General features: G+C 68.0%; 17 protein-coding genes. 15 read left to right on the plus strand and 2 right to left on the minus strand.

Features of this window, described 5'->3' with window-relative positions:
- Positions 1–134: 134 nt before the first annotated feature.
- Positions 135–1,043, plus strand: a complete 909-nt coding sequence (locus tag H7F30_RS07530; RefSeq protein ID WP_047311842.1) for a glycosyltransferase family 2 protein — start codon at positions 135–137, stop codon at positions 1,041–1,043.
- 15 nt (positions 1,044–1,058) lie between these two features.
- Here the strand turns inward: H7F30_RS07530 and H7F30_RS07535 are convergent, their stop codons facing one another.
- Positions 1,059–2,051 carry a glycosyltransferase family 1 protein gene (locus H7F30_RS07535; protein ID WP_187034319.1) on the minus strand — a complete coding sequence of 331 codons (993 nt, stop codon included), beginning with the start codon at positions 2,049–2,051 and terminating at the stop codon, positions 1,059–1,061.
- A 238-nt stretch (positions 2,052–2,289) separates the two neighbouring features.
- Here H7F30_RS07535 and H7F30_RS07540 point away from each other — a divergent pair, with 238 nt between their 5' ends.
- Positions 2,290–3,144: an alpha-1,2-fucosyltransferase gene (locus H7F30_RS07540; protein ID WP_187034321.1), complete on the plus strand. Its 855-nt coding sequence runs from the start codon at positions 2,290–2,292 to the stop codon at positions 3,142–3,144.
- A 419-nt stretch (positions 3,145–3,563) separates the two neighbouring features.
- Here the strand turns inward: H7F30_RS07540 and H7F30_RS07545 are convergent, their stop codons facing one another.
- On the minus strand, positions 3,564–4,694 hold the full coding sequence (locus tag H7F30_RS07545) for a glycosyltransferase family 1 protein (RefSeq protein ID WP_187034323.1): 1,131 nt from the start codon (positions 4,692–4,694) through the stop codon (positions 3,564–3,566).
- A 147-nt stretch (positions 4,695–4,841) separates the two neighbouring features.
- Here H7F30_RS07545 and H7F30_RS07550 point away from each other — a divergent pair, with 147 nt between their 5' ends.
- The 13 genes from H7F30_RS07550 (at position 4,842) to H7F30_RS07610 (ending at position 18,592) form a co-directional block, all read left to right on the plus strand.
- On the plus strand, positions 4,842–5,948 hold the full coding sequence (locus H7F30_RS07550; RefSeq protein ID WP_129664634.1) for a mannose-1-phosphate guanylyltransferase: 1,107 nt from the start codon (positions 4,842–4,844) through the stop codon (positions 5,946–5,948).
- 45 nt (positions 5,949–5,993) lie between these two features.
- Complete coding sequence (locus H7F30_RS07555; RefSeq protein WP_129664632.1) at positions 5,994–7,112, plus strand: quinone-dependent dihydroorotate dehydrogenase; 1,119 nt, start codon at positions 5,994–5,996, stop codon at positions 7,110–7,112.
- Between the two features lie 62 nt (positions 7,113–7,174).
- Positions 7,175–8,773: a methylmalonyl-CoA mutase gene (locus H7F30_RS07560; RefSeq protein WP_187034325.1), complete on the plus strand. Its 1,599-nt coding sequence runs from the start codon at positions 7,175–7,177 to the stop codon at positions 8,771–8,773.
- A gap of 39 nt (positions 8,774–8,812) precedes the next feature.
- Positions 8,813–9,340 carry a ribonuclease domain-containing protein gene (locus H7F30_RS07565; RefSeq protein ID WP_240730152.1) on the plus strand — a complete coding sequence of 176 codons (528 nt, stop codon included), beginning with the start codon at positions 8,813–8,815 and terminating at the stop codon, positions 9,338–9,340.
- Positions 9,337–9,816 carry a barstar family protein gene (locus H7F30_RS07570; RefSeq protein WP_052947017.1) on the plus strand — a complete coding sequence of 160 codons (480 nt, stop codon included), beginning with the start codon at positions 9,337–9,339 and terminating at the stop codon, positions 9,814–9,816. Before H7F30_RS07565 ends, H7F30_RS07570 begins: the two co-directional genes overlap by 4 nt.
- Before the next feature lie 169 nt (positions 9,817–9,985).
- Positions 9,986–11,041, plus strand: coding sequence for a BMP family protein (locus H7F30_RS07575; RefSeq protein WP_187034327.1), 1,056 nt, complete (start codon positions 9,986–9,988; stop codon positions 11,039–11,041).
- Positions 11,042–11,108: 67 nt separating this feature from the next.
- Positions 11,109–12,743, plus strand: a complete 1,635-nt coding sequence (locus H7F30_RS07580; protein ID WP_187034329.1) for an ABC transporter ATP-binding protein — start codon at positions 11,109–11,111, stop codon at positions 12,741–12,743.
- Positions 12,740–13,834, plus strand: coding sequence for an ABC transporter permease (locus H7F30_RS07585; protein ID WP_047311850.1), 1,095 nt, complete (start codon positions 12,740–12,742; stop codon positions 13,832–13,834). Before H7F30_RS07580 ends, H7F30_RS07585 begins: the two co-directional genes overlap by 4 nt.
- Positions 13,831–15,078, plus strand: a complete 1,248-nt coding sequence (locus H7F30_RS07590) for an ABC transporter permease (protein WP_187034331.1) — start codon at positions 13,831–13,833, stop codon at positions 15,076–15,078. The genes H7F30_RS07585 and H7F30_RS07590 overlap by 4 nt, the downstream gene beginning before the upstream one ends.
- Entirely contained in the window at positions 15,075–15,593 is a 519-nt protein-coding gene (locus H7F30_RS07595; RefSeq protein WP_255464704.1) for a cytidine deaminase, read from the plus strand. The genes H7F30_RS07590 and H7F30_RS07595 overlap by 4 nt, the downstream gene beginning before the upstream one ends.
- Positions 15,590–16,903: a thymidine phosphorylase gene (locus H7F30_RS07600; protein ID WP_187034333.1), complete on the plus strand. Its 1,314-nt coding sequence runs from the start codon at positions 15,590–15,592 to the stop codon at positions 16,901–16,903. The genes H7F30_RS07595 and H7F30_RS07600 overlap by 4 nt, the downstream gene beginning before the upstream one ends.
- A gap of 151 nt (positions 16,904–17,054) precedes the next feature.
- Complete coding sequence (locus H7F30_RS07605) at positions 17,055–17,423, plus strand: cupin domain-containing protein (RefSeq protein WP_118913383.1); 369 nt, start codon at positions 17,055–17,057, stop codon at positions 17,421–17,423.
- Positions 17,420–18,592 (plus strand): adenosine deaminase, encoded by a 1,173-nt coding sequence (locus H7F30_RS07610; RefSeq protein WP_187034335.1) that lies wholly within the window; start codon positions 17,420–17,422, stop codon positions 18,590–18,592. Before H7F30_RS07605 ends, H7F30_RS07610 begins: the two co-directional genes overlap by 4 nt.
- Positions 18,593–18,603: the final 11 nt, after the last annotated feature.

An 18,603-nucleotide genomic window follows, 5' to 3' on the forward strand; every position in this document is an offset into this window, starting at 1 on the left:
CCCGCATCGGTGGGCGCAGGGCCGACTTCTTTCCCTGTGGCGCCGACGAAGGCAAATAGCGCTCACGTGCCTCGATGTAGGGCTGAGGACTGATCTTGGAGGAAACTGTGTCCCACAGTTCGCACGAGGTTCCCGTGGAACTCACTGTCGTCATGTGCGTCTACAACGGTGCCGCAACGATCGAGGCGCAGTTGGACGCTCTGGCGCAGCAGGTAGTCGATTTCGCGTGGGAAGTCGTGGTGTCGGACAACGGCTCCACGGACCGCACTCGTTCGCTGGTCGAAGCGCGCACCGAGGGTTTCCCCGCTCCGCTAAGGGTGGTTGACTCCGGAGCGCGGCGCGGGCTTCCCGGCGCGCGTAACCTCGGAGTCATCGCCAGCCGCGGTCGGCTGATCGCCTTCTGCGACTGCGACGATGTTGTCGGCCCGAACTGGCTCCAAGGCGCCTTCGACGGTCTTCAGTCGTTCGATCTGGTGGGAGGTCCGACCCGTCGCTTGGATGACCCCTTCAGGGAAGATTCAGCATTCGTCAGTGCTACGGGCACCTATCCGAGTCAGCTGGGCCTGGCCATCCGAGGGTGCAACTTCGGTGTCACACGCCGTACGTACTTCGGATGCGGAGGTTTCGACGAAGCGCTACCCGCGTACGGAATGGACGACATCGAATTCAGCTACCGTGCCGCGAGAAGCGGCGCGTGCGTAGGTTCGGCGCCGGGGATGCTCCTGTACTTCCGCGAGACGGAAAACGCGCGGGATCAGCTGCGGAAGATGTATCGGTCGGCCATGGCTGAACTCCTCGTCTGGTACCGATTCCCAGAAGACTTCGCTGAGCGTCTGCCGTTGCGGAATCTGATGCGTGAGCTCGCACTGTTCGTCCCTGAGCACATCGCTCTGGCACGACGAGGCGAGCTTCCGGCGCCACGCGCACTGGTTCGAGAACTGGTCAATCGCGTGGGGCGCGTTGCGGCCCATGTGGCATGGGTGCGCGACGGCGAGGTGCCGCAACCACGTTTGCTCGACCCATCAGACGATCGGCCGTCCTAGTAGGACGTCGGGTAACTACCGAGCCTGCGCGAGCGCAGTCTCGATTCGCCGGGTGATGTCGTCCCAGGAGAACTTCTTCGACCGTTCGAGGCCAGCGCTCACCAAGCGGTGGTGAAGGCTCTTGTCGCGGACCACCTTGTCGAGGGCGGCAGCAATTGCTTCGGGGTCCAACGGGTCAACGAGGAGCCCCGCGTCGCCCACTACCTCGGGGAGCGAGGTAGTCTCCGACGCCACCACCGCGGTGCCACAGGCCATCGCTTCGATGGCAGGAATCCCGAACCCCTCGTAGAGGGACGGCAAGACCGCCACTAGAGCGCCACGGTAGTAGGACGCCAGTTCCTCGTCCTGGATACGTCCGGTGAACAGCACACGATCAGTGACGCCGAACGCGACGGCTGCGCGCACCGTGGCTTCGTCGGCCTCCCCGCTGAGGTACAGGTGAACGTCCCGCTCTTGCATGCGTGCGAGGGCCTCGACAAGCCGGGGCGAATTCTTGTGGGGCTTCGAGTTGCGCACGTAGAGGACGTAGGGGTGCCCGGCTGAGTGTGTAGGACCCTTCCTGCTGAAGGCGTCCGCGACGGCGTTCCCGGTCACCACTACGCGTTCAGGGTCAACACCGCTCCACTCCACGAGCCGCTCCTTGGAGAAGTGCGAAACGGTGAAGGTGACAGCGTTGCGGCGCACAGTCGGCTTCACGATGGACTCGTAGTACGCCCTCTTGGCGCTGCTGGATTCTTCGGCGATGTCCAGGTGAATGAGGTCGTGAACGGTCACAGCCTGAGGCCCCCGCCAGGAAACGGACGGGGTGAAGCTCGGTGACAGCAGGAACTCGTTTCTGCGTCGCAGGCCGGAGCACGCGGTCCGCGCTTCCCAGGCCGCGATTCCGGTAGCGCTGACGGGGTCCCCCGGTGCGCTCATGTCCTCGACCGGCTGGGCGAACCGAGATCTCGTTTCATGGGCGTACCGGCCGATTCCGAAGGCCCCTTTCCATCGGGAGTCGAAGTGCATCGGGGCTCCAAACGGTCGGTGCTCCACTGGGTGTGAGCGGCTGGGGTGCAGGCCGACCAGTCTAGTTCGTCTGGCGAGCGGCGGCGTGAAGGACGAAGCGGGCTAGTGCGCGCCGGTCAACTTTAGGTGATCGAGTGTTTCGTCTAACGTATCTTCTTGCGCCGCAACGTATTTGGGTACTACGTCCAAGATAGCAGCGCGGTCAGGACGTCGCCGACATGATTGTGGGGGTTGCCACATGCGAGACCGCATCCGGGCCAAAGCGCTCAAGACCGTTCGGAGGGGGCGCCCCGTGGCCTGGGTGCCGGACTGGATGAATCTGGGAAACCTGCTGTTCGTCGGGCTGTGGGCGTCCAAGGGGCCGGCTGCGGGGGAGGACCGGCACGTACTCCTGCACGAATCGCGTCGTCCCGCGCTCGATCTCTTCCCTGCATTGCGCGACGCGTACTTCATCGGTGAGAAGGACGTGCGGTTCACGGACCAGCGCGTGACGCCCTGGTGGCCCGCACCGAAGACCCAACCTCCGCACTTCGACGACGATGCACTGGCCCCCTACATCCGCGACCACCTGATGCCCGGATCGGGTCTCGACGCCCGGCCGCGGGGTCTGTCTGCGGGGGACTTCGTCGTCAACGTGCGGCGCGGTGACTACTTCTCGGTCGAAGCTCATCGCCGAGAGTTCGGTATGGACACGAGGAGCTACGTCCTGAAGGCGGTGACGGAATCCATCGAGCGCTTCGGTGCCCCTGATCGCTTCGTCTTCGTGTCGGACGATGTCGACTGGTGCTCCACGCACCTGAGTGCCTTGGCGGACATCGCCCCCACCACGGCCGGCGGTGGTGACGTCCAGCAGGACCTGCGCGCGATCGTTCACGCTCCCCGTCTGCTCATCACGAACTCGACGTTCTCTTACTGGGGCGGCTACATCGGTGACGCTCTGCATCCTGGTCGAGAAGTCGTGACGCCCTGGCTGTTCAGCCGTGCCACGAACGGCGGCCGTTCCTACCATCACCGGCCCCACTGGCACCTCGTGGAGGACATCCCCGGCGGGTGGGGTGTGCCCGCAACAGCTGCCGCGCCTACCGGCGTGTGATTCGCGCCCGAGCGGCCGGTGATCGGCGAGCGGGTTGGCGCTCTCTCTGCCCGGTAGGTCGTTCGGGGTGGTGACAGTTGGTGTGCCGATGCATTCTCGCCGCGGACCTCGATACGTTGCTTTCAGCGTCGGGCCCGCCCCGTGGGCCGGCTCGATCCGCCCGATTCAGCGCCTTCGCGACCGCGAAAGCCGACAGCCAAGGAGGAACCCATGGCCAGCGACAAGCAGATTCGTGACCCGCACGCCGACGACCTGATGACGCCCGAGAACTCGGCCGTCATCTTCGCAGGCATCCTGTTCGAGGACGGCGAGCCGGACGCCTGACGCCCGACTCCATGACTGCCGAAGGGCGCGCGAGGCGACACGTCTCGTCGCGCCCTTCGGCGTCGGTGGTGGGGCAGCGGAAACTCGGCGCGAGGTCAGGCCGCGCGGGCCCACGCGGGGCGGGTGACGTGGCCGTAGTAGTCGAGCAGCTTGTTCGTCATGCCAGCCCAGGAGCGGTCGGCCATCTTGCGGACTGCGGAGGCGCCCATGCGCTCGCGCATCGCCTCGTCGGCGACGAGCGAGCCGACGCTGCGGCGCAGCGCGCCGGGCGTGCTCGGGTCGAAGAGCAGGCCGGTCACGCCGGGCTTGACGATGTCGAGCGGCCCGCCGGCCGCTGGCGCCACGACGGGCAGCCCGCTCGCCATCGCCTCCTGCAGCGTCTGACCGAAGGTTTCCTTCGTGCCGGTGTGGACGAAGACGTCGAAGCTCGCGTAGCTGCGCGCCAACGTCGCACCCTCCTGGCGGCCGAGGAAGTGTGCGTTCGGCAGGAGCCGTTCGAGGTCGTCGCGATCCGGGCCCTCACCGACGATCGCGATGCTGATACCCGGCAGGCCGGCGATCTCCTCGAGACGGTGCAGTTCCTTCTCCGGTGCGAGTCGACCCACGTAACCCACGATCACCTCGCCGTTGGGCGCGAGTCGTTCACGCAGGGCGAGCACCTGGGGGTCGGTCTTGAGCGTGGCGTCGAACTGCGTCGTGTCGACCCCGCGACCCCACAGGGCAACGCGCGGTACGCCGTGTTCTGCCAACTCGGCAGTGGCTGCGCTGCTCGGCGCGAGCGTCAGATCCGCCAACGAGTGGAGGTGACGCACCCAGCGCCACGACGTGCGGTGCGCGAAGTCGCCCAGCACGCCACCGTGCTGGGCGACGTAGCTCGGCATGTCCGTCTGGTAGATCGCCACACTCGGGATCGCGAGGTTGCGTGCAGCGGCGAGCGCGCGGGCGCCGAGCCCGAACGGCGAGGCGGCGTGAACGACATCAGGTGCGAACTGCAGCAGGATCTGCTCGAGTTGCTTCGTCGGCAAGCCCACGCGGAACGCGCGGACGGTGACGCTCGGCACCGTCTTCACGGCGAACCCGAGATAGTTCGACGGCGCAGGGCCGGGGCACACGACGAGCACCTCGTGGCCACCCTGAGCAGCGAGGCAGTCGAGCACCCGGCAGACACTCGTGGTGACGCCGTTGAGGGTGGGAAGGAACGACTCGGTCACGATGGCGATGCGCACATGCTCATGACAGCCCTGTGACGTGGCGCGTGCTTGGCGAAGGGATGAACGATGAGCGCACCGGAAGGTGATCGGCACGTGAACCCGCCTGAGCTCATCGGTAGGCCTGAAGCGGGGTTCTATGCCGAGTCCATTACCGTTAGGCCCATGCACGAAGCGCAGCACGGTCCGATTCCAGGTTTCTGGGGCGTCATTCCTGCCGGGGGATCCGGCACGCGCCTGTGGCCCCTCTCGCGGGCCAACTCGCCCAAGTTCCTGCACGACCTCACGGGCTCGGGTCGCTCGCTCCTTCAGGGCACGGTCGACCGCCTCAAGCCGCTGTGCGGCAACAACCTGCTCATCGTGACCGGTGCGGCGCACGCCGAGGCCGTGCGCGAGCAACTCAGCGAACTCGGTGACGACGACCTGCTCGTCGAGCCCAGCCCGCGCGAATCGATGCCCGCCATCGGGCTCGCCGCGGCCATCCTCGCCCAGCGCGACCCCGACGCGGTTCTCGGCTCGTTCGCCGCCGACCAGGTCGTCGGCGGCACCGACATCTTCGAGGCCACCGTGCGCCAAGCCGTCGAGGTGGCGCGCCACGACTACCTCGTCACCGTCGCCATCAAGCCCACCTACCCGTCCACCGGATTTGGCTACATCCGGGCGGGCGCGAACCTGCGCATCGAAGGCGCCCCCGACGCGACGATCGTCAAGGCCTTCGTCGAGAAGCCCGACGGCCCCACGGCGCAGGCGTACGTCGCCGTCGGCGAGTACTCCTGGAACGCCGGCATGTTCGTCGTCAAGGCCGCAACGCTCATGCAGATGATCGAGGATTACCAGCCCCGCCTGGCCGAGTACCTGCGGATCATCGCCGCCAACCCCTTCCGTCTCGCCGAGCTGTGGCCGCGCCTGACGAAGATCGCCATCGACAACGCCATCGCCGAGCCCGCCGCCGTCGACGGTCGCGTTGCCACCGTTCCGGGAGATTTCTCCTGGGACGATGTCGGCGACTTCGCGTCCCTCGCGTCGCTGCTCGTCGAATCGGCGGATGCGCCCGGCGTCAAGGTGCTCGGTGAGAGCGAACTCGTCGTCATGCAGGACGCGACGGGCGTCGTGGCTCCACGCTCCGGTCGAACCGTCGTCGCCATGGGCCTCGAGGACGTCGTCGTCGTCGACACCGTCGACGCCGTGCTCGTCACCACCCGCGAGCGGGCGCAGGACGTCAAGCAGGTCGTCGAACAGCTCAAACTGACGGGCCGCGAAGACCTCACCTGATCCACCGAGTGGAGCCACACGCGGCCGTTCGGGGACAATGAACGTATGAACTTCGATCTCGACGCCGTCCGCCGAGCGACCCTCACCCACGGGTACGAGCGCGCCATGCGCCCGGCCCTGTTCCGCATCGGCGGGGGAGACGCCGAGGCCGCACACCACGCGACCCTCCAGGCGATGGCGCAGTTCGGTTCGCTGCCCGCCGCCGGGCTCATCGCCGACGTCGTCGGAGCAGCCCTCGGCGCACCCGACGACGCCGTGACGATCGCGGGGATCCGCTTCCCGGGCCGCGTCGGCCTCGCCGCCGGCGTCGACAAGGACGGCGTCGCCGTCACCTCCTGGGGCGCGCTGGGCTTCGGCCACGTCGAGGTCGGCACCGTCACCGCCGAGGCGCAACCAGGCAACCCGCAGCCGCGCCTGTTCCGCCTCAAGGCCAGTCACGGCCTCATCAACCGCATGGGGTTCAACAACGACGGCTCCCAGGCGCTCGCGGCCACACTGCGTCGCGCACGGTCGAGCGGCAACCTCTCCATTCCCGTCGGCGTCAGCCTCGGCAAGACGAAGACGACGCCCGTCGAGGAAGCCACACGCGACTACCTCACGTCGCTCGGGCGTCTCAGCGGCCTGGCCGACTACTTCGCCGTCAATGTCTCCAGCCCCAACACGCCCGGCCTGCGGACCCTGCAGGACAAGGCGCCGCTTCTCGAACTGCTCCAGTCGATCACCGCACGCGAGCGCAACCTCGCGGCCGAACGCGGCGCGCGTCCCACGCCCGTCTTCGTCAAGATCGCCCCCGACCTCACCGAGGACGCCCTCGAGGACGTGCTCGAGGTGGCCCACGGCTCGGGTGTCTCCGGCCTCATCGCCACGAACACGACGCTCGCGCGTGACGGCCTCGCCCGCGCCGACCTCACCCTTGCGTCCGAGGCCGGCGGTCTCTCGGGCGCCCCGCTGACGCGTCGCGCCCGCGAGGTCGTCGGGTTCCTCGCGAGCCGCACTCAGCTGCCCATCATCGGGGTCGGCGGCATCATGTCCGCCGACGACGGTCTCGCGCTCATGGACTCCGGTGCCGACCTGCTCCAGGTCTACAGCGGCTTCATCTACAAGGGGCCGGGCCTCGTGCGTGATCTCAACGAAGCCCTGCGCACGCGAGCCCGCCGCGGCTGAACCTTCCACAGGGCCAATCGCTTCGGCACCCTCGCGCCCGGTCCGCCGGATAAGGTGCGGCTATGAGTGGCGCAACGGATCGCAGTCGGATGACGGAGTCGGGGCTCGGGCTCAAGCCCGTGTACACGGCGAACGATCTTTCGGGGTTCAACGCCGACGAACGACTCGGCAATCCGGGGGAGTACCCGTTCACCCGCGGCGTGTACCCCTCGATGTACACCGGTCGCCCCTGGACGATGCGCCAGTACGCCGGCTTCGGCACCGCCCGGGAGAGCAACCAGCGCTACCACGAGCTCGTCGCCAACGGCACCGGCGGCCTCTCCGTCGCCTTCGACCTGCCGACCCAGATGGGCTACGACTCGGACGCCGCCCTCGCGCACGGTGAGGTCGGCAAGGTCGGCGTCGCCATCGACTCGCTTGACGATATGCTCGTTCTCTTCGACGGCCTGCCGCTCGACGAGGTCTCCACCTCGATGACGATCAACGCGCCCGCCTCGAGCCTGCTGCTCATGTACCAGCTCGCCGCAGAACGTCAGGGCATCCCGGGAGCCAAGCTCACCGGAACGATCCAGAACGACGTGCTCAAGGAGTACATCGCGCGCGGCACGTACATCTACCCGCCGGCCGAATCCCTGCGCCTCATCTCGAACATCTTCGAGTACTGCCACAAGGAGATTCCGCGCTGGAACACGATCTCCATCTCGGGCTACCACATGGCCGAGGCGGGAGCGACGCCCGCGCAGGAGATCGCCTTCACCCTGGCCAACGCCAAGGAGTACGTGCGCGCCGCGCTCGCGGCCGGCCTCGACGTCGACGACTTCGCCCCGCGCCTGTCGTTCTTCTTCGTCGCCCGCACGACGCTGCTCGAGGAGGTCGCCAAGTTCCGCGCGGCCAGGCGCCTGTGGGCGCGCATCATGCGCGAGGAGTTCGGTTCGAAGAACCCGAAGTCGCAGATGCTGCGCTTCCACACCCAAACGGCAGGCGTGCAGCTCACCGCGCAGCAGCCCGAGGTCAACCTCGTGCGCGTCGCGCTGCAGGGCCTCGGCGCCGTGCTCGGCGGTACGCAGAGCCTGCACACCAACTCCTACGACGAGGCCATCGCTCTGCCCACGGCCAAGGCGGCCCGCCTCGCCCTGCGCACCCAGCAGATCCTTGCGTTCGAGACCGACGTGACGAAGACCGTCGACCCGTTCGCAGGCAGTTACGTCGTCGAGTCGATGACGAACGACCTCGAGGAGGAGGCGCTCGCGCTCATCCAGGCCGTCGAGGACAAGGGCGGCGCCGTCAAGGCCATCGAAGAGGGCTTCCAGAAGACCGAGATCGAGAAGAGCGCCTACGACGTGGCGCTGCAGATCGACCACGGCGAGCGCGTCGTCGTCGGCGTCAACCGCTACCAGCTCGACGAGGAGGAGCCCTACGAGCCCCTTCGCGTCGACCCGGCCATCGAGGCCGAGCAGTGCGAGCGGCTTGCGCAGCTGCGCAAGAACCGTGACCAGAGCGTCGTCGACGCAGCCCTCGAGCAGATGCAGAAGGCCGCGCAGGGCAACGACAACGTCCTGTGGCCCATGCGTGACGCCCACGTTGCCGGCGCCACGGGTGGTGAGGTCAGCGATGCTCTGCGCGAGGTCTGGGGCAAGTACGTCCCGCAGGATGTGTTCTGAGCCGGTGCTGATCCGCTCGTTCGACGACACGAGGAGATGGTGGCGCTGAGTCGCCCGAAACTGCCACAGGCAGGGCTCGGTCAGCGCATCGCGACCATCGCGTTGTTGCTGCTTGCCCTCATTGCCGCCATCGCGTTGCTCTCGCGTGGCTCGGATGACGGCCGATCGTCCGGGCCCGCGCCCTCGCCGTTCACAGCGCAGAGCTACGGCAGCGACACTTCCGCCTCGGGCGGGTCGGACGGCTCGAGTTCTTCACCCTCGTCGTCGCAGGCGAGGGGTGGGGAGGACGGCCTCGCCACCGTGCGTCTGTCGCAACTGCCGCGTCAGGCTCGAGAAACGGTGGCGCTCATCGACGACGGTGGGCCCTACCCCTACCGCCGTGACGGCGTCGTCTTCGGCAATCGCGAACGGATCCTTCCGCGCCAGGCGTCCGGCTGGTATCACGAGTACACGGTGAGCACCCCGGGCTCGTCCGACCGCGGGGCGCGCAGGATCGTCACGGGCAAGGACGGCACGATGTATTACACGGACGATCATTACGAGACGTTCAGGAGGGTCGTGCGATGACGACCGCAGCGGTGCGAGACCTCGTGACGGCGGGGCGTGGCGGCTGGGTGCCGCGCGGTCTCGTGGGCCCGACGGCCGACGAACTGCGAACGATCTGCGCCGACTCCGGGTGGGCGTTCGCCGAGGTGACGTTGAACGGCGTCGTCGACAAGAAGGGGCTGATGCGCACCCTCGCCCAACAGCTCGGCCTTCCCGATCACTTCGGGCACAACTGGGACGCGCTCGCGGACTGCCTCGCGGATCTGGCCCCCGAAGCGCCCGGCGTCGTCCTGCGCCTGCGCGGGTTGTGGCGCATTCCCGAGCCGCTCGTCGAGCCGCTCGTCGAGGTTCTCGACGAGCGCGTGGGCGCTGCCATCCATCGCGACGACCTCGAGGCCGGGCGGCCGATTGCGGGGGAGGGGTCGGACGACGGAGTTCCGCACGCTTCCGCGCCGCTGCTCATCGTGGCCGACCCACCTCTTCCGGTGCGTCGCTGAGCACTTATCACACGAAGGAATCCGGGCGGTGGATAACGGTTAGGTCACCACTCGTCATCCGCCCTTATTGTCCCTGTGACTCGCGGGTACGCTTGGTGGGTTGGCAGTCGTGACTGCGACGCCCGATCTGCTCGACGGCCCTCGCGCCGCTTAACCCAAGGAGTGCCCCGTGAAGCGGGTTGTTTCCATCGCTGCCGCCGTCGCTATGACGGCCGGCCTCGCCGCCTGTGGTTCGAACGACAAGTCCGCCGGCGGTTCCGGCAACGGTTCCTCGGGTTCCGAGTTCAAGGCCGCCATCGCCTTCGACGTGGGCGGTCGTGGTGACCACTCCTTCAACGACGCCTCGTACGCGGGTATGGAAGCGGCGAAGAAGAAGATCCCGAACCTCAAGATCACGACCGCCGAGGCCGGCGAGGGTGAGAACGACCAGGCTCGCGAGAACCGTCTCAGCCAGCTCGCTGCGTCGGGCAACAAGGCGATCGTCGCGGTCGGCTTCGTCTACGCCAAGTCCATCGGCACCGTCGCCAAGAAGTACCCGAACGTGAAGTTCGCCATCATCGACGACGCGTCGCCCGACTCCAAGGGCACGAACGTCGAGCAGATCACCTTCAAGGAGCACGAGGCGTCCTACCTCGCCGGCGTCGCCGCCGCGAAGATGAGCAAGACGGGCCACATCGGCTTCGTCGGTGGCGTCAACGTTCCGCTGATCCAGAAGTTCGAAGCCGGTTACTTCGCGGGCGCCAAGCACGCCAACCCGAAGATCAAGATCGACAAGACGTACCTCACGCCGGCCGGTGACTTCAGCGGCTTCGCTGCTCCGGACAAGGGCAAGGCCTCGGCCAACTCGATGTTCCAGAAGGGCGCCGACGTCGTCTACGCCGCTGCCGGCAAGTCGGGTGACGGCGTCATCCAGGCCGCGCACTCCGCGGGCAAGTGGGCCATCGGTGTCGACTCCGACCAGGCCCTGACGGCCGACAAGTCCGTCGCCGGCTCGGTGCTCACCTCCGCCATGAAGAACTGCTCCGGCACGGTCGAGGACTTCGTCAACTCCGTCAAGGACGACAAGTTCTCCGGCGGCAACAAGGAGTTCGGCCTCAAGGAGGACGGCGTCTCGCTGGCCACGACGGGCAACCACCTGTCGGCCGAGGCGAAGAAGGCTGTCGACGACGCCAAGAAGGAGATCGTCGACGGCAAGGTCAAGGTTTCCCCGACCCCGTCCAAGTAGTTCCACACCGGCTCAAGGTCCGGCATGCGGGTATCCTGCGTGCCGGACCTTGACGGTTTGACCAGGAGTGTGCGTCATCGACACCACCGACACCCCCGAAGCGCCCACCGGCGTGAGCGGCATCGCCGTCGCCGATGTGACGGCGCCCCCGAGCGGGGCCCTCGCCGTCGACCTCGACGGCATCACGAAGCGATTCCCCGGCGTCGTCGCCAACAAGGACCTGCACCTGCAGGTCGAGCGCGGCACGATCCACGCCATCGTCGGCGAGAACGGTGCCGGTAAGTCGACGCTCATGAAGATCCTTTACGGCGTGCAGAAGCCGGACGAAGGCACGATCCGCATCAACGGCGACGAGGTCTCCTTCTCCTCGCCGAAGGACGCCATCAAGGCCGGCGTCGGCATGGTGTTCCAGCACTTCATGCTGGCCGACAACCTCACGGTGCTCGAGAACGTCGTCCTCGGCGCCGAGAAGCTGCACGGCATCGGCTCCAAGGCCCGTGACGAGATCAAGCGCATCTCCGACGCCTACGGCCTCGGCGTGCGCCCCGAGATGATGGTCGCCGACCTCGGCGTCGGCGCCCGCCAGCGCGTGGAGATCCTCAAGGTTCTCTACCGCGGCGCCAAGATCCTCATCCTCGACGAGCCCACGGCCGTGCTCGTGCCGCAGGAGGTCGACGAACTCTTCGGCAACCTCAAGGAGATGAAGTCCGAGGGCCTCACCGTCCTGTTCATCTCGCACAAGCTCGACGAGGTGCGCGGCGTCGCCGACGACATCACCGTCATCCGCCGCGGTACGACGATCGACCGCGTCAAGAGCTCGTCGGTGACGAGCAAACAGCTCGCCGAGCTCATGGTCGGTTCGCAGCTGCCGACGCCCGAGACGCAGGAGTCGACGGTCACCGACCGCGTCGTCATGCAGATCACCGACGTCACGCTCGCCGATCCGGCCGGTGGCCCCGCGCTGCTGTCCGACCTCGACCTCACGATCCACGCCGGTGAGGTGCTCGGTATTGCAGGTGTCGAGGGCAACGGCCAGGCCGAGCTCGTCGAGACGATCCTCGGCATGCGCCGCGCGGACGCCGGCACCGTCGTCGTCGAGAACGACGACATCACTGCGTGGCCCACGCGTCGCATCCGTGAGAACGGCATCGGCTACATCCCCGAGGACCGTCACCGCCACGCCCTGCTTCTCGGCGCGCCGCTGTGGGAGAACCGCATGCTCGGCCACCAGCGTCAGGAGCCGGCGAGCAAGGGCTGGCGTCTCACGCCCAAGGCCGCGAAGGACGACACGCAGCGCATCGTCGAGGCCTACGACGTGCGTACGCCGAGCATCAACGTCACCGCCGGTTCGCTCTCGGGTGGTAACCAGCAGAAGCTCATCTTCGGCCGCGAGATGTCGCACGCCCCGCGCGTGCTCGTCGCCGCCCACCCCACCCGTGGTGTCGACGTCGGCGCCCAGTCGGCGATCTGGGACCACATCAAGGACGCCCGCCGCGAGGGTCTCGCCGTGCTCCTCATCTCCGCGGACCTCGACGAGCTCATCGGTCTGTCCGACACGATCCGCGTCATCCTGCGCGGCAAGCTCTCGGGTGAGTTCGACCCGAAGACCGTCACCGCCGAGCAGCTCGGTGCCGCCATGACGGGCGCCAACACGCCCGAGAACGCCACCACCGTCGATGCGCAGGAGGAAGCTGCACGATGAACTCCACGCTCCGAAGGATCGGCGTGGCTGTCGCTGCGCCGTTGCTCGCCATCGCGATCGCGGTCGTTCTGACCTCGATCGTCCTGCTCGCCCTCGGCAACGCCGTCGGGCCGGTCTGGCAGGTCTTCCTGTCGACGCCGATGCAGGGCGTCGCCGAGGCCATCGTCAACGACGCCGCCGTCCTCTACCTCTCCGGTATCGCCGTGGCCATCGGCTTCCGGATGAACCTGTTCAACATCGGCGTCGACGGCCAGTACCGCGTCGCTGCCTTCGCGGCCGCGCTCTTCGCCGGTCAGGGCTGGCTGCCCGGCTTCCTCAACGTCATCGGTGCCCTCGTGCTCGCGATGCTCGTCGGTGCCGCCTGGGCCGGCATCATCGCGGTGCTCAAGGTGACGCGCGGCGTCTCCGAGGTCATCAGCTCGATCATGCTCAACTCGATCGCCACCGGCGTCGTCTCCTGGCTGCTGTTCAAGGTCGCCGACAAGCAGGAGGGCTCGAACGCGACGAACACGAAGAACATCCCGGAGAGCTCGCACGTTCCGGCGCTCGCGCAGACCGCCACGGGCCAGATCTTCGGTCTGACGATCCTGGCCGTGCTCGTCGGCATCGCCTACTGGTACGTCATCAACCACACGCGCTTCGGCTTCGACCTGCGCGCGACGGGCTCGTCCGAGTCGGCCGCCGTCGCCTCCGGTGTGAGCGTCAAGAAGATGACGATCACCGCGATGCTGCTCTCGGGCGCCGTTGCGGGCCTCGTGGGTATGCCGCAGCTGTTCGGTCAGGACTTCAACTACGGCTCCAACAGCCAGACGGGCCTCGGCTTCGCCGGCATCGCCGTCGCGCTCATCGGCCGTAACCACCCGATCGGCATCGGCTTCGGCGCGCTGCTGTGGGCCTACCTCAACGGTCAGTCGAACGCACTGCAGATCAACGCGGGCGTCAACGCCTCGCTCGTCAACATCATCCAGGGCGTCATGGTGCTCGCCGTCGTCATCGCGTACGAACTCGTGCGTCGTTGGGACAAGCGCATCGAGGCTCGACGTGTCGCCGCCGAACTCGCCGCAGGCAAGACCGCAGGAGCCACCGCATGAGCACCGTCGCTGCTACCGCAACCCAGCCGAAGCGGACGCTCGGGCTGCCGCGCAAGGCGCTCCTTCCGCTCGCGCTCGTCGCCGTCGTTCTCGGCCTGTCGATCCTTCGCGTCGCCACCGGCGTCAACGACATCGACTCCTCGAACGCCATCTCTGCGGCCCTCGTGGCCGCTGTGCCGCTGGCCCTCGCCGGTCTCGGTGGTCTGTGGTCCGAGCGGGCCGGTGTGGTCAACATCGGTCTCGAGGGCATGATGATCATGGGCTCGTGGAGCGCTGCCTTCGCGGCCTACCACTACGGCCCGTGGGCCGGCGTGCTCGGCGGCATCCTCGGCGGCATGCTCTTCGGCCTGCTCCACGCCATCGCCACCGTGTTCTTCGGCGTCGACCACATCGTCTCCGGTGTGGCCATCAACCTGCTCGGTGCGGGCCTGACGAAGTTCCTCGCCGAGCGCTTCTTCTCCGAACTGCCCGGCGGTGGCCCCACCCAGAGCCCGAGCCTGCCCGACGTCGCGAGCGTCACCCTTCCCGGGTCGAGCGCTCTCGTCGACATCGAGAAGAACCACTGGTTCCTCGTCTCCGATGTCGCCGGCATCCTCGCCGGTCTGACGAAGGACGTCTCGCTGCTCACGCTGCTCGCCATCGGCCTCGTCATCGGCACGATCTTCGTCCTGTGGAAGACCTCGTTCGGTCTGCGTCTGCGCAGCTGTGGTGAGGCGCCGCAGGCGGCCGAGACCCTCGGCGTCAACGTGTACCTCTACAAGACGATCGCCGTCGTCGTCTCCGGTGGTCTCGCCGGTCTCGGTGGTGGCTTCCTCGCGATGGTCGCCTCCGACGGGTTCCAGCAGGGCCAGACGGGTGGCCGCGGCTACATCGGTCTTGCCGCGATGATTTTCGGTAACTGGATGCCGATCGGTACCGCCCTCGGCGCACTGCTCTTCGGTTACACCCAGGCGCTCCAGCTGCGCGGTGGCGACCAGGTGCACGCGCTGCTGCTCCTCGTGGGTGCGGGCGTCCTCGTCGGTGCCGTGTGGATGGCGGTCAAGAAGCGCGTGCTCCACGCCGTCATCCTCGCCGTCGCCGGTGTGCTCGTGCTCATGTGGTACTTCGGATCGAACACGATCGATCCGAACCTCACGGCCACAGCGCCGTACGTCGTCACACTCCTCGTCATGGCGTTCGCCAGCCAACACCTGCGGATGCCGGCTGCTGACGGCGCCATCTACCGCAAGGGCGAAGCAGGGTGAGCGACAACGCTTCCGCGACGGCCTCGACCGGGCAGAGCCCCCGTCCCTCGGTGGACTGGGAGCTCCTGCGCGGCGAGGCCGTCGCCGTCTGCGCGAGGGCTTACGTGCCGTACTCCCGGTTCCCGGTCGGCGTGGCCGCGCTCACGACGCGCGGGCGCATCCTCACCGGCTGCAACGTCGAGAACGCCGCCTACGGCGTCGTCCTGTGCGCCGAGTGCGGGCTCGTCTCGTCGCTCTACGGCACGGGCGAGTCCCGCGGTGACGGCCCGGTGCTCGACCACGAAGCGGAGCGCGAACTGCTCGTCGCCCTCTCGTGCGTCGACGGCAACGGCACGCCCATCACGCCGTGCGGCCGATGCCGTCAGCTGCTCTTCGAGCACGCGAGCCCCGACATGCTCATCGAGATGGACGGTGGGCCGCCGCTGCCGCTCACCGACCTCCTTCCCCACGCGTTCGGCGCCCCCAACCTGGGTGCCGTCGCCACCGCAGCAGCGACCCTGAAAGGTGATTCATGACCCCCGCGAACTCCACGCACGAAGCGTTCGACGCCGTCGACCTCATCCGCACCAAGCGTGACTCCGGAACCCTCTCGAACGACGAGATCGACTGGATGATCGACGCCTACACGCGTGGTGCGGTCGCCGACGAGCAGATGGCCGCCATGGCGATGGCGATCCTGCTCAACGGCATGTCGCGCGAGGAGATCGCCCGCTGGACGAAGGCGATGATCGCCTCCGGTGAGCGCATGGACTTCTCGTCGCTGCCCGTGCCGACGGCCGACAAGCACTCCACCGGCGGCGTCGGTGACAAGATCACGTTGCCGCTGGCGCCGCTCGTCGCGGTCTTCGACGTCGCCGTCCCGCAGCTCTCGGGCCGCGGCCTCGGCCACACCGGCGGCACGCTCGACAAGATGGAGTCCATCGCCGGGTGGCGGGCCTCCCTGACGAACGCCGAGATGATGCGTCAGCTCGAGCGCGTCGGCGCCGTCGTCTGCGCAGCCGGTGACGGCCTCGCGCCGGCCGACAAGAAGCTCTACGCGCTGCGCGACGTCACCGGCACGGTGGAGGCGATCCCGCTCATCGCCAGCTCGATCATGAGCAAGAAGATCGCCGAGGGCACAGGTGCGCTCGTGCTCGACGTCAAGGTCGGCTCCGGTGCCTTCATGAAGAACGAGGAGAACGCGCGCGAGCTTGCGCGCACCATGGTGGGCCTCGGCACGGACGCGGGCGTCAACACCGTCGCGCTGCTCACCGACATGTCGACGCCGCTCGGCCTCACCGCAGGCAACGCCCTGGAGGTGCGCGAGTCGGTCGAGGTGCTCGCCGGTGGCGGCCCCAAGGATGTCGTCGACCTCACCGTGGCGCTCGCTGTCGAGATGCTCGCGGCGGCCGGTCGCCCACAGGACGAGGACGCGGTGCGCAAGGCGCTCACCGACGGCCGGGCCATGACGAAGTGGCGCGCGATGCTCGGCGCTCAGGGCGGTGACCCCGAGGCGACGCTGCCCACCGCGAAGGAAACGCACGTCATCACCGCGCCGTCGTCCGGTGTGCTGACGAAGCTCGACGCCCTCGCCGTCGGCATCAGCGCGTGGCGCCTCGGCGCCGGGCGTGCGCGCAAGGAGGACCCGGTGCAGGCGGGCGCCGGTATCGAGATGCACGCGAAGCCGGGCGACCACGTCACGGCGGGCCAGCCGCTGCTCACGCTCCACACCGACACTCCGGAGCGCTTCGACCGCGCCGTCGCTGCGCTCGAGGGCGGCTACGAGATCTCGGCGAACAGCGGTGACTTCACGCCGCGCGACATCGTGCTGGAGCGCATCAGCTGACGATGCTCGCCGGCTACGTTGGTTGCGGTTGGTGACGGTGCACCGTCACCAACCGCAGTAAACGCAGCCACTCAGGGGGACGCCGCTTCGCCCGTCTCCACGGTGGCGTCGCGTGGCAAGTGGGACCGCCGCGGAGCACTAGGCTGACCGCATGCCTGAACTCCTCACCACGCCGGTGCGCATTCCCGTACCCGGCGGCAAGATCATCGACGAACACGTGGGCGTCGCGTCCACCGGCGAGCGCGCGGTCTCCGTGGCCCACATGAAGGCGCCTGCCGGGTGGGACGAGCCGGCGCAGACGCCCCAGTTCGACGAGGTGACGCTCGTGCTCGCTGGTCAGGTGCGCGTCGAGCACGACGGCGGCACGCTCGAGGTCGAGGCCGGCCAGAGCGTCGTCACCCGCGCGGGGGAGCGCGTGCGCTACACGGTCGGCCCCGACGGTGCCGAGTACGTTGCCGTCTGCCTGCCGGCGTTCACGCCCGAAACGGTTGGCCGCGAGGACGAAGGAACGAACGCATGAGCGACGAGACCACGACGAGCACCCTGAGCGAGGACGTCATCGCGCGGCTGCCGAAGGTCGTTCTCCACGACCACCTCGACGGCGGCGTGCGCCCGGCCACGGTGCTCGAACTCGCCCGTGAGACCGATTACGACGCCCTGCCGGCCGACGACGAGGCCTCGCTCGCCGCGTGGTTCCGTGACAGCGCAGACTCCGGTTCGCTCGAGCGGTACCTTGAGACGTTCGCGCACACCGTCGGCGTCATGCAGACGCGCGAGGCCATCGAACGCGTGGCCCGCGAGTGCGCCCTCGACCACGCGAACGACGGCGTCGTCTACGCCGAGGTGCGCTTCGCGCCCGAACTGCACATCGAGCAGGGACTCGGTCTCGACGAGGTCGTCGACGCCGTGCTGGCCGGCTTCGAGGCCGGCGCCCGCGAGGCCGAGCGCCGGGGGCGCCCGATCGTCGTGCGCGCCCTGCTCACCGCGATGCGTCACGCGGCCAAGAGCGTCGAGATTGCCGAACTGGCCGTCGCCTACCGCGACAAGGGCGTCGTCGGCTTCGACATCGCCGGCGCCGAAGCCGGCTTCCCTCCCACACGCCACCTCGACGCGTTCGAGTACCTGCGCCGCGAGAACGCCCACTTTACGATTCACGCCGGTGAGGCGTTCGGTCTGCCGAGCATCTGGGAGGCCATTCAGTACTGCGGCGCCGAGCGGCTCGGCCACGGCGTGCGCATCACCGACGACATCACCGTCGACGGCGTGGAGTACGGCGAACTCGACGAACCGGCGCGTGCCGCGCTCCCGGCCCGCGTGCGCGCGGGGGAGGCCGATGTTCGCCTCGGCCGCCTCGCCGCGTTCGTGCGTGACCGCCGCATCGCGCTGGAGGTCTGCCCACTGTCGAACCTCCAGACGGGCGCTGCTTTCTCGTTGCGTTCGCACCCGATCTCTCTGCTGCTCGCCCTGGGCTTCCGCGTCGCACTGAGCACCGACAACCGCCTCATGAGCGACACGTCGATGACGAAGGAGATGACGGGCCTCGTCCGCGAGGCGGGCTGGACGCTGGCCGACCTCGAGAAGGTCACCGTCAACGCGATGAAGTCCGCGTTTGTGGGCTTCGACGAGCGACTCGACATCATCATGACCGTGATCAAGCCGGCCTACGCCGTGGCACGCGGCCAGGGCTGACGAACGCACGA

The organism is Dermacoccus sp. PAMC28757 (assembly GCF_014302635.1).
Taxonomy (GTDB): Bacteria; Actinomycetota; Actinomycetes; order Actinomycetales; family Dermatophilaceae; genus Dermacoccus; species Dermacoccus abyssi.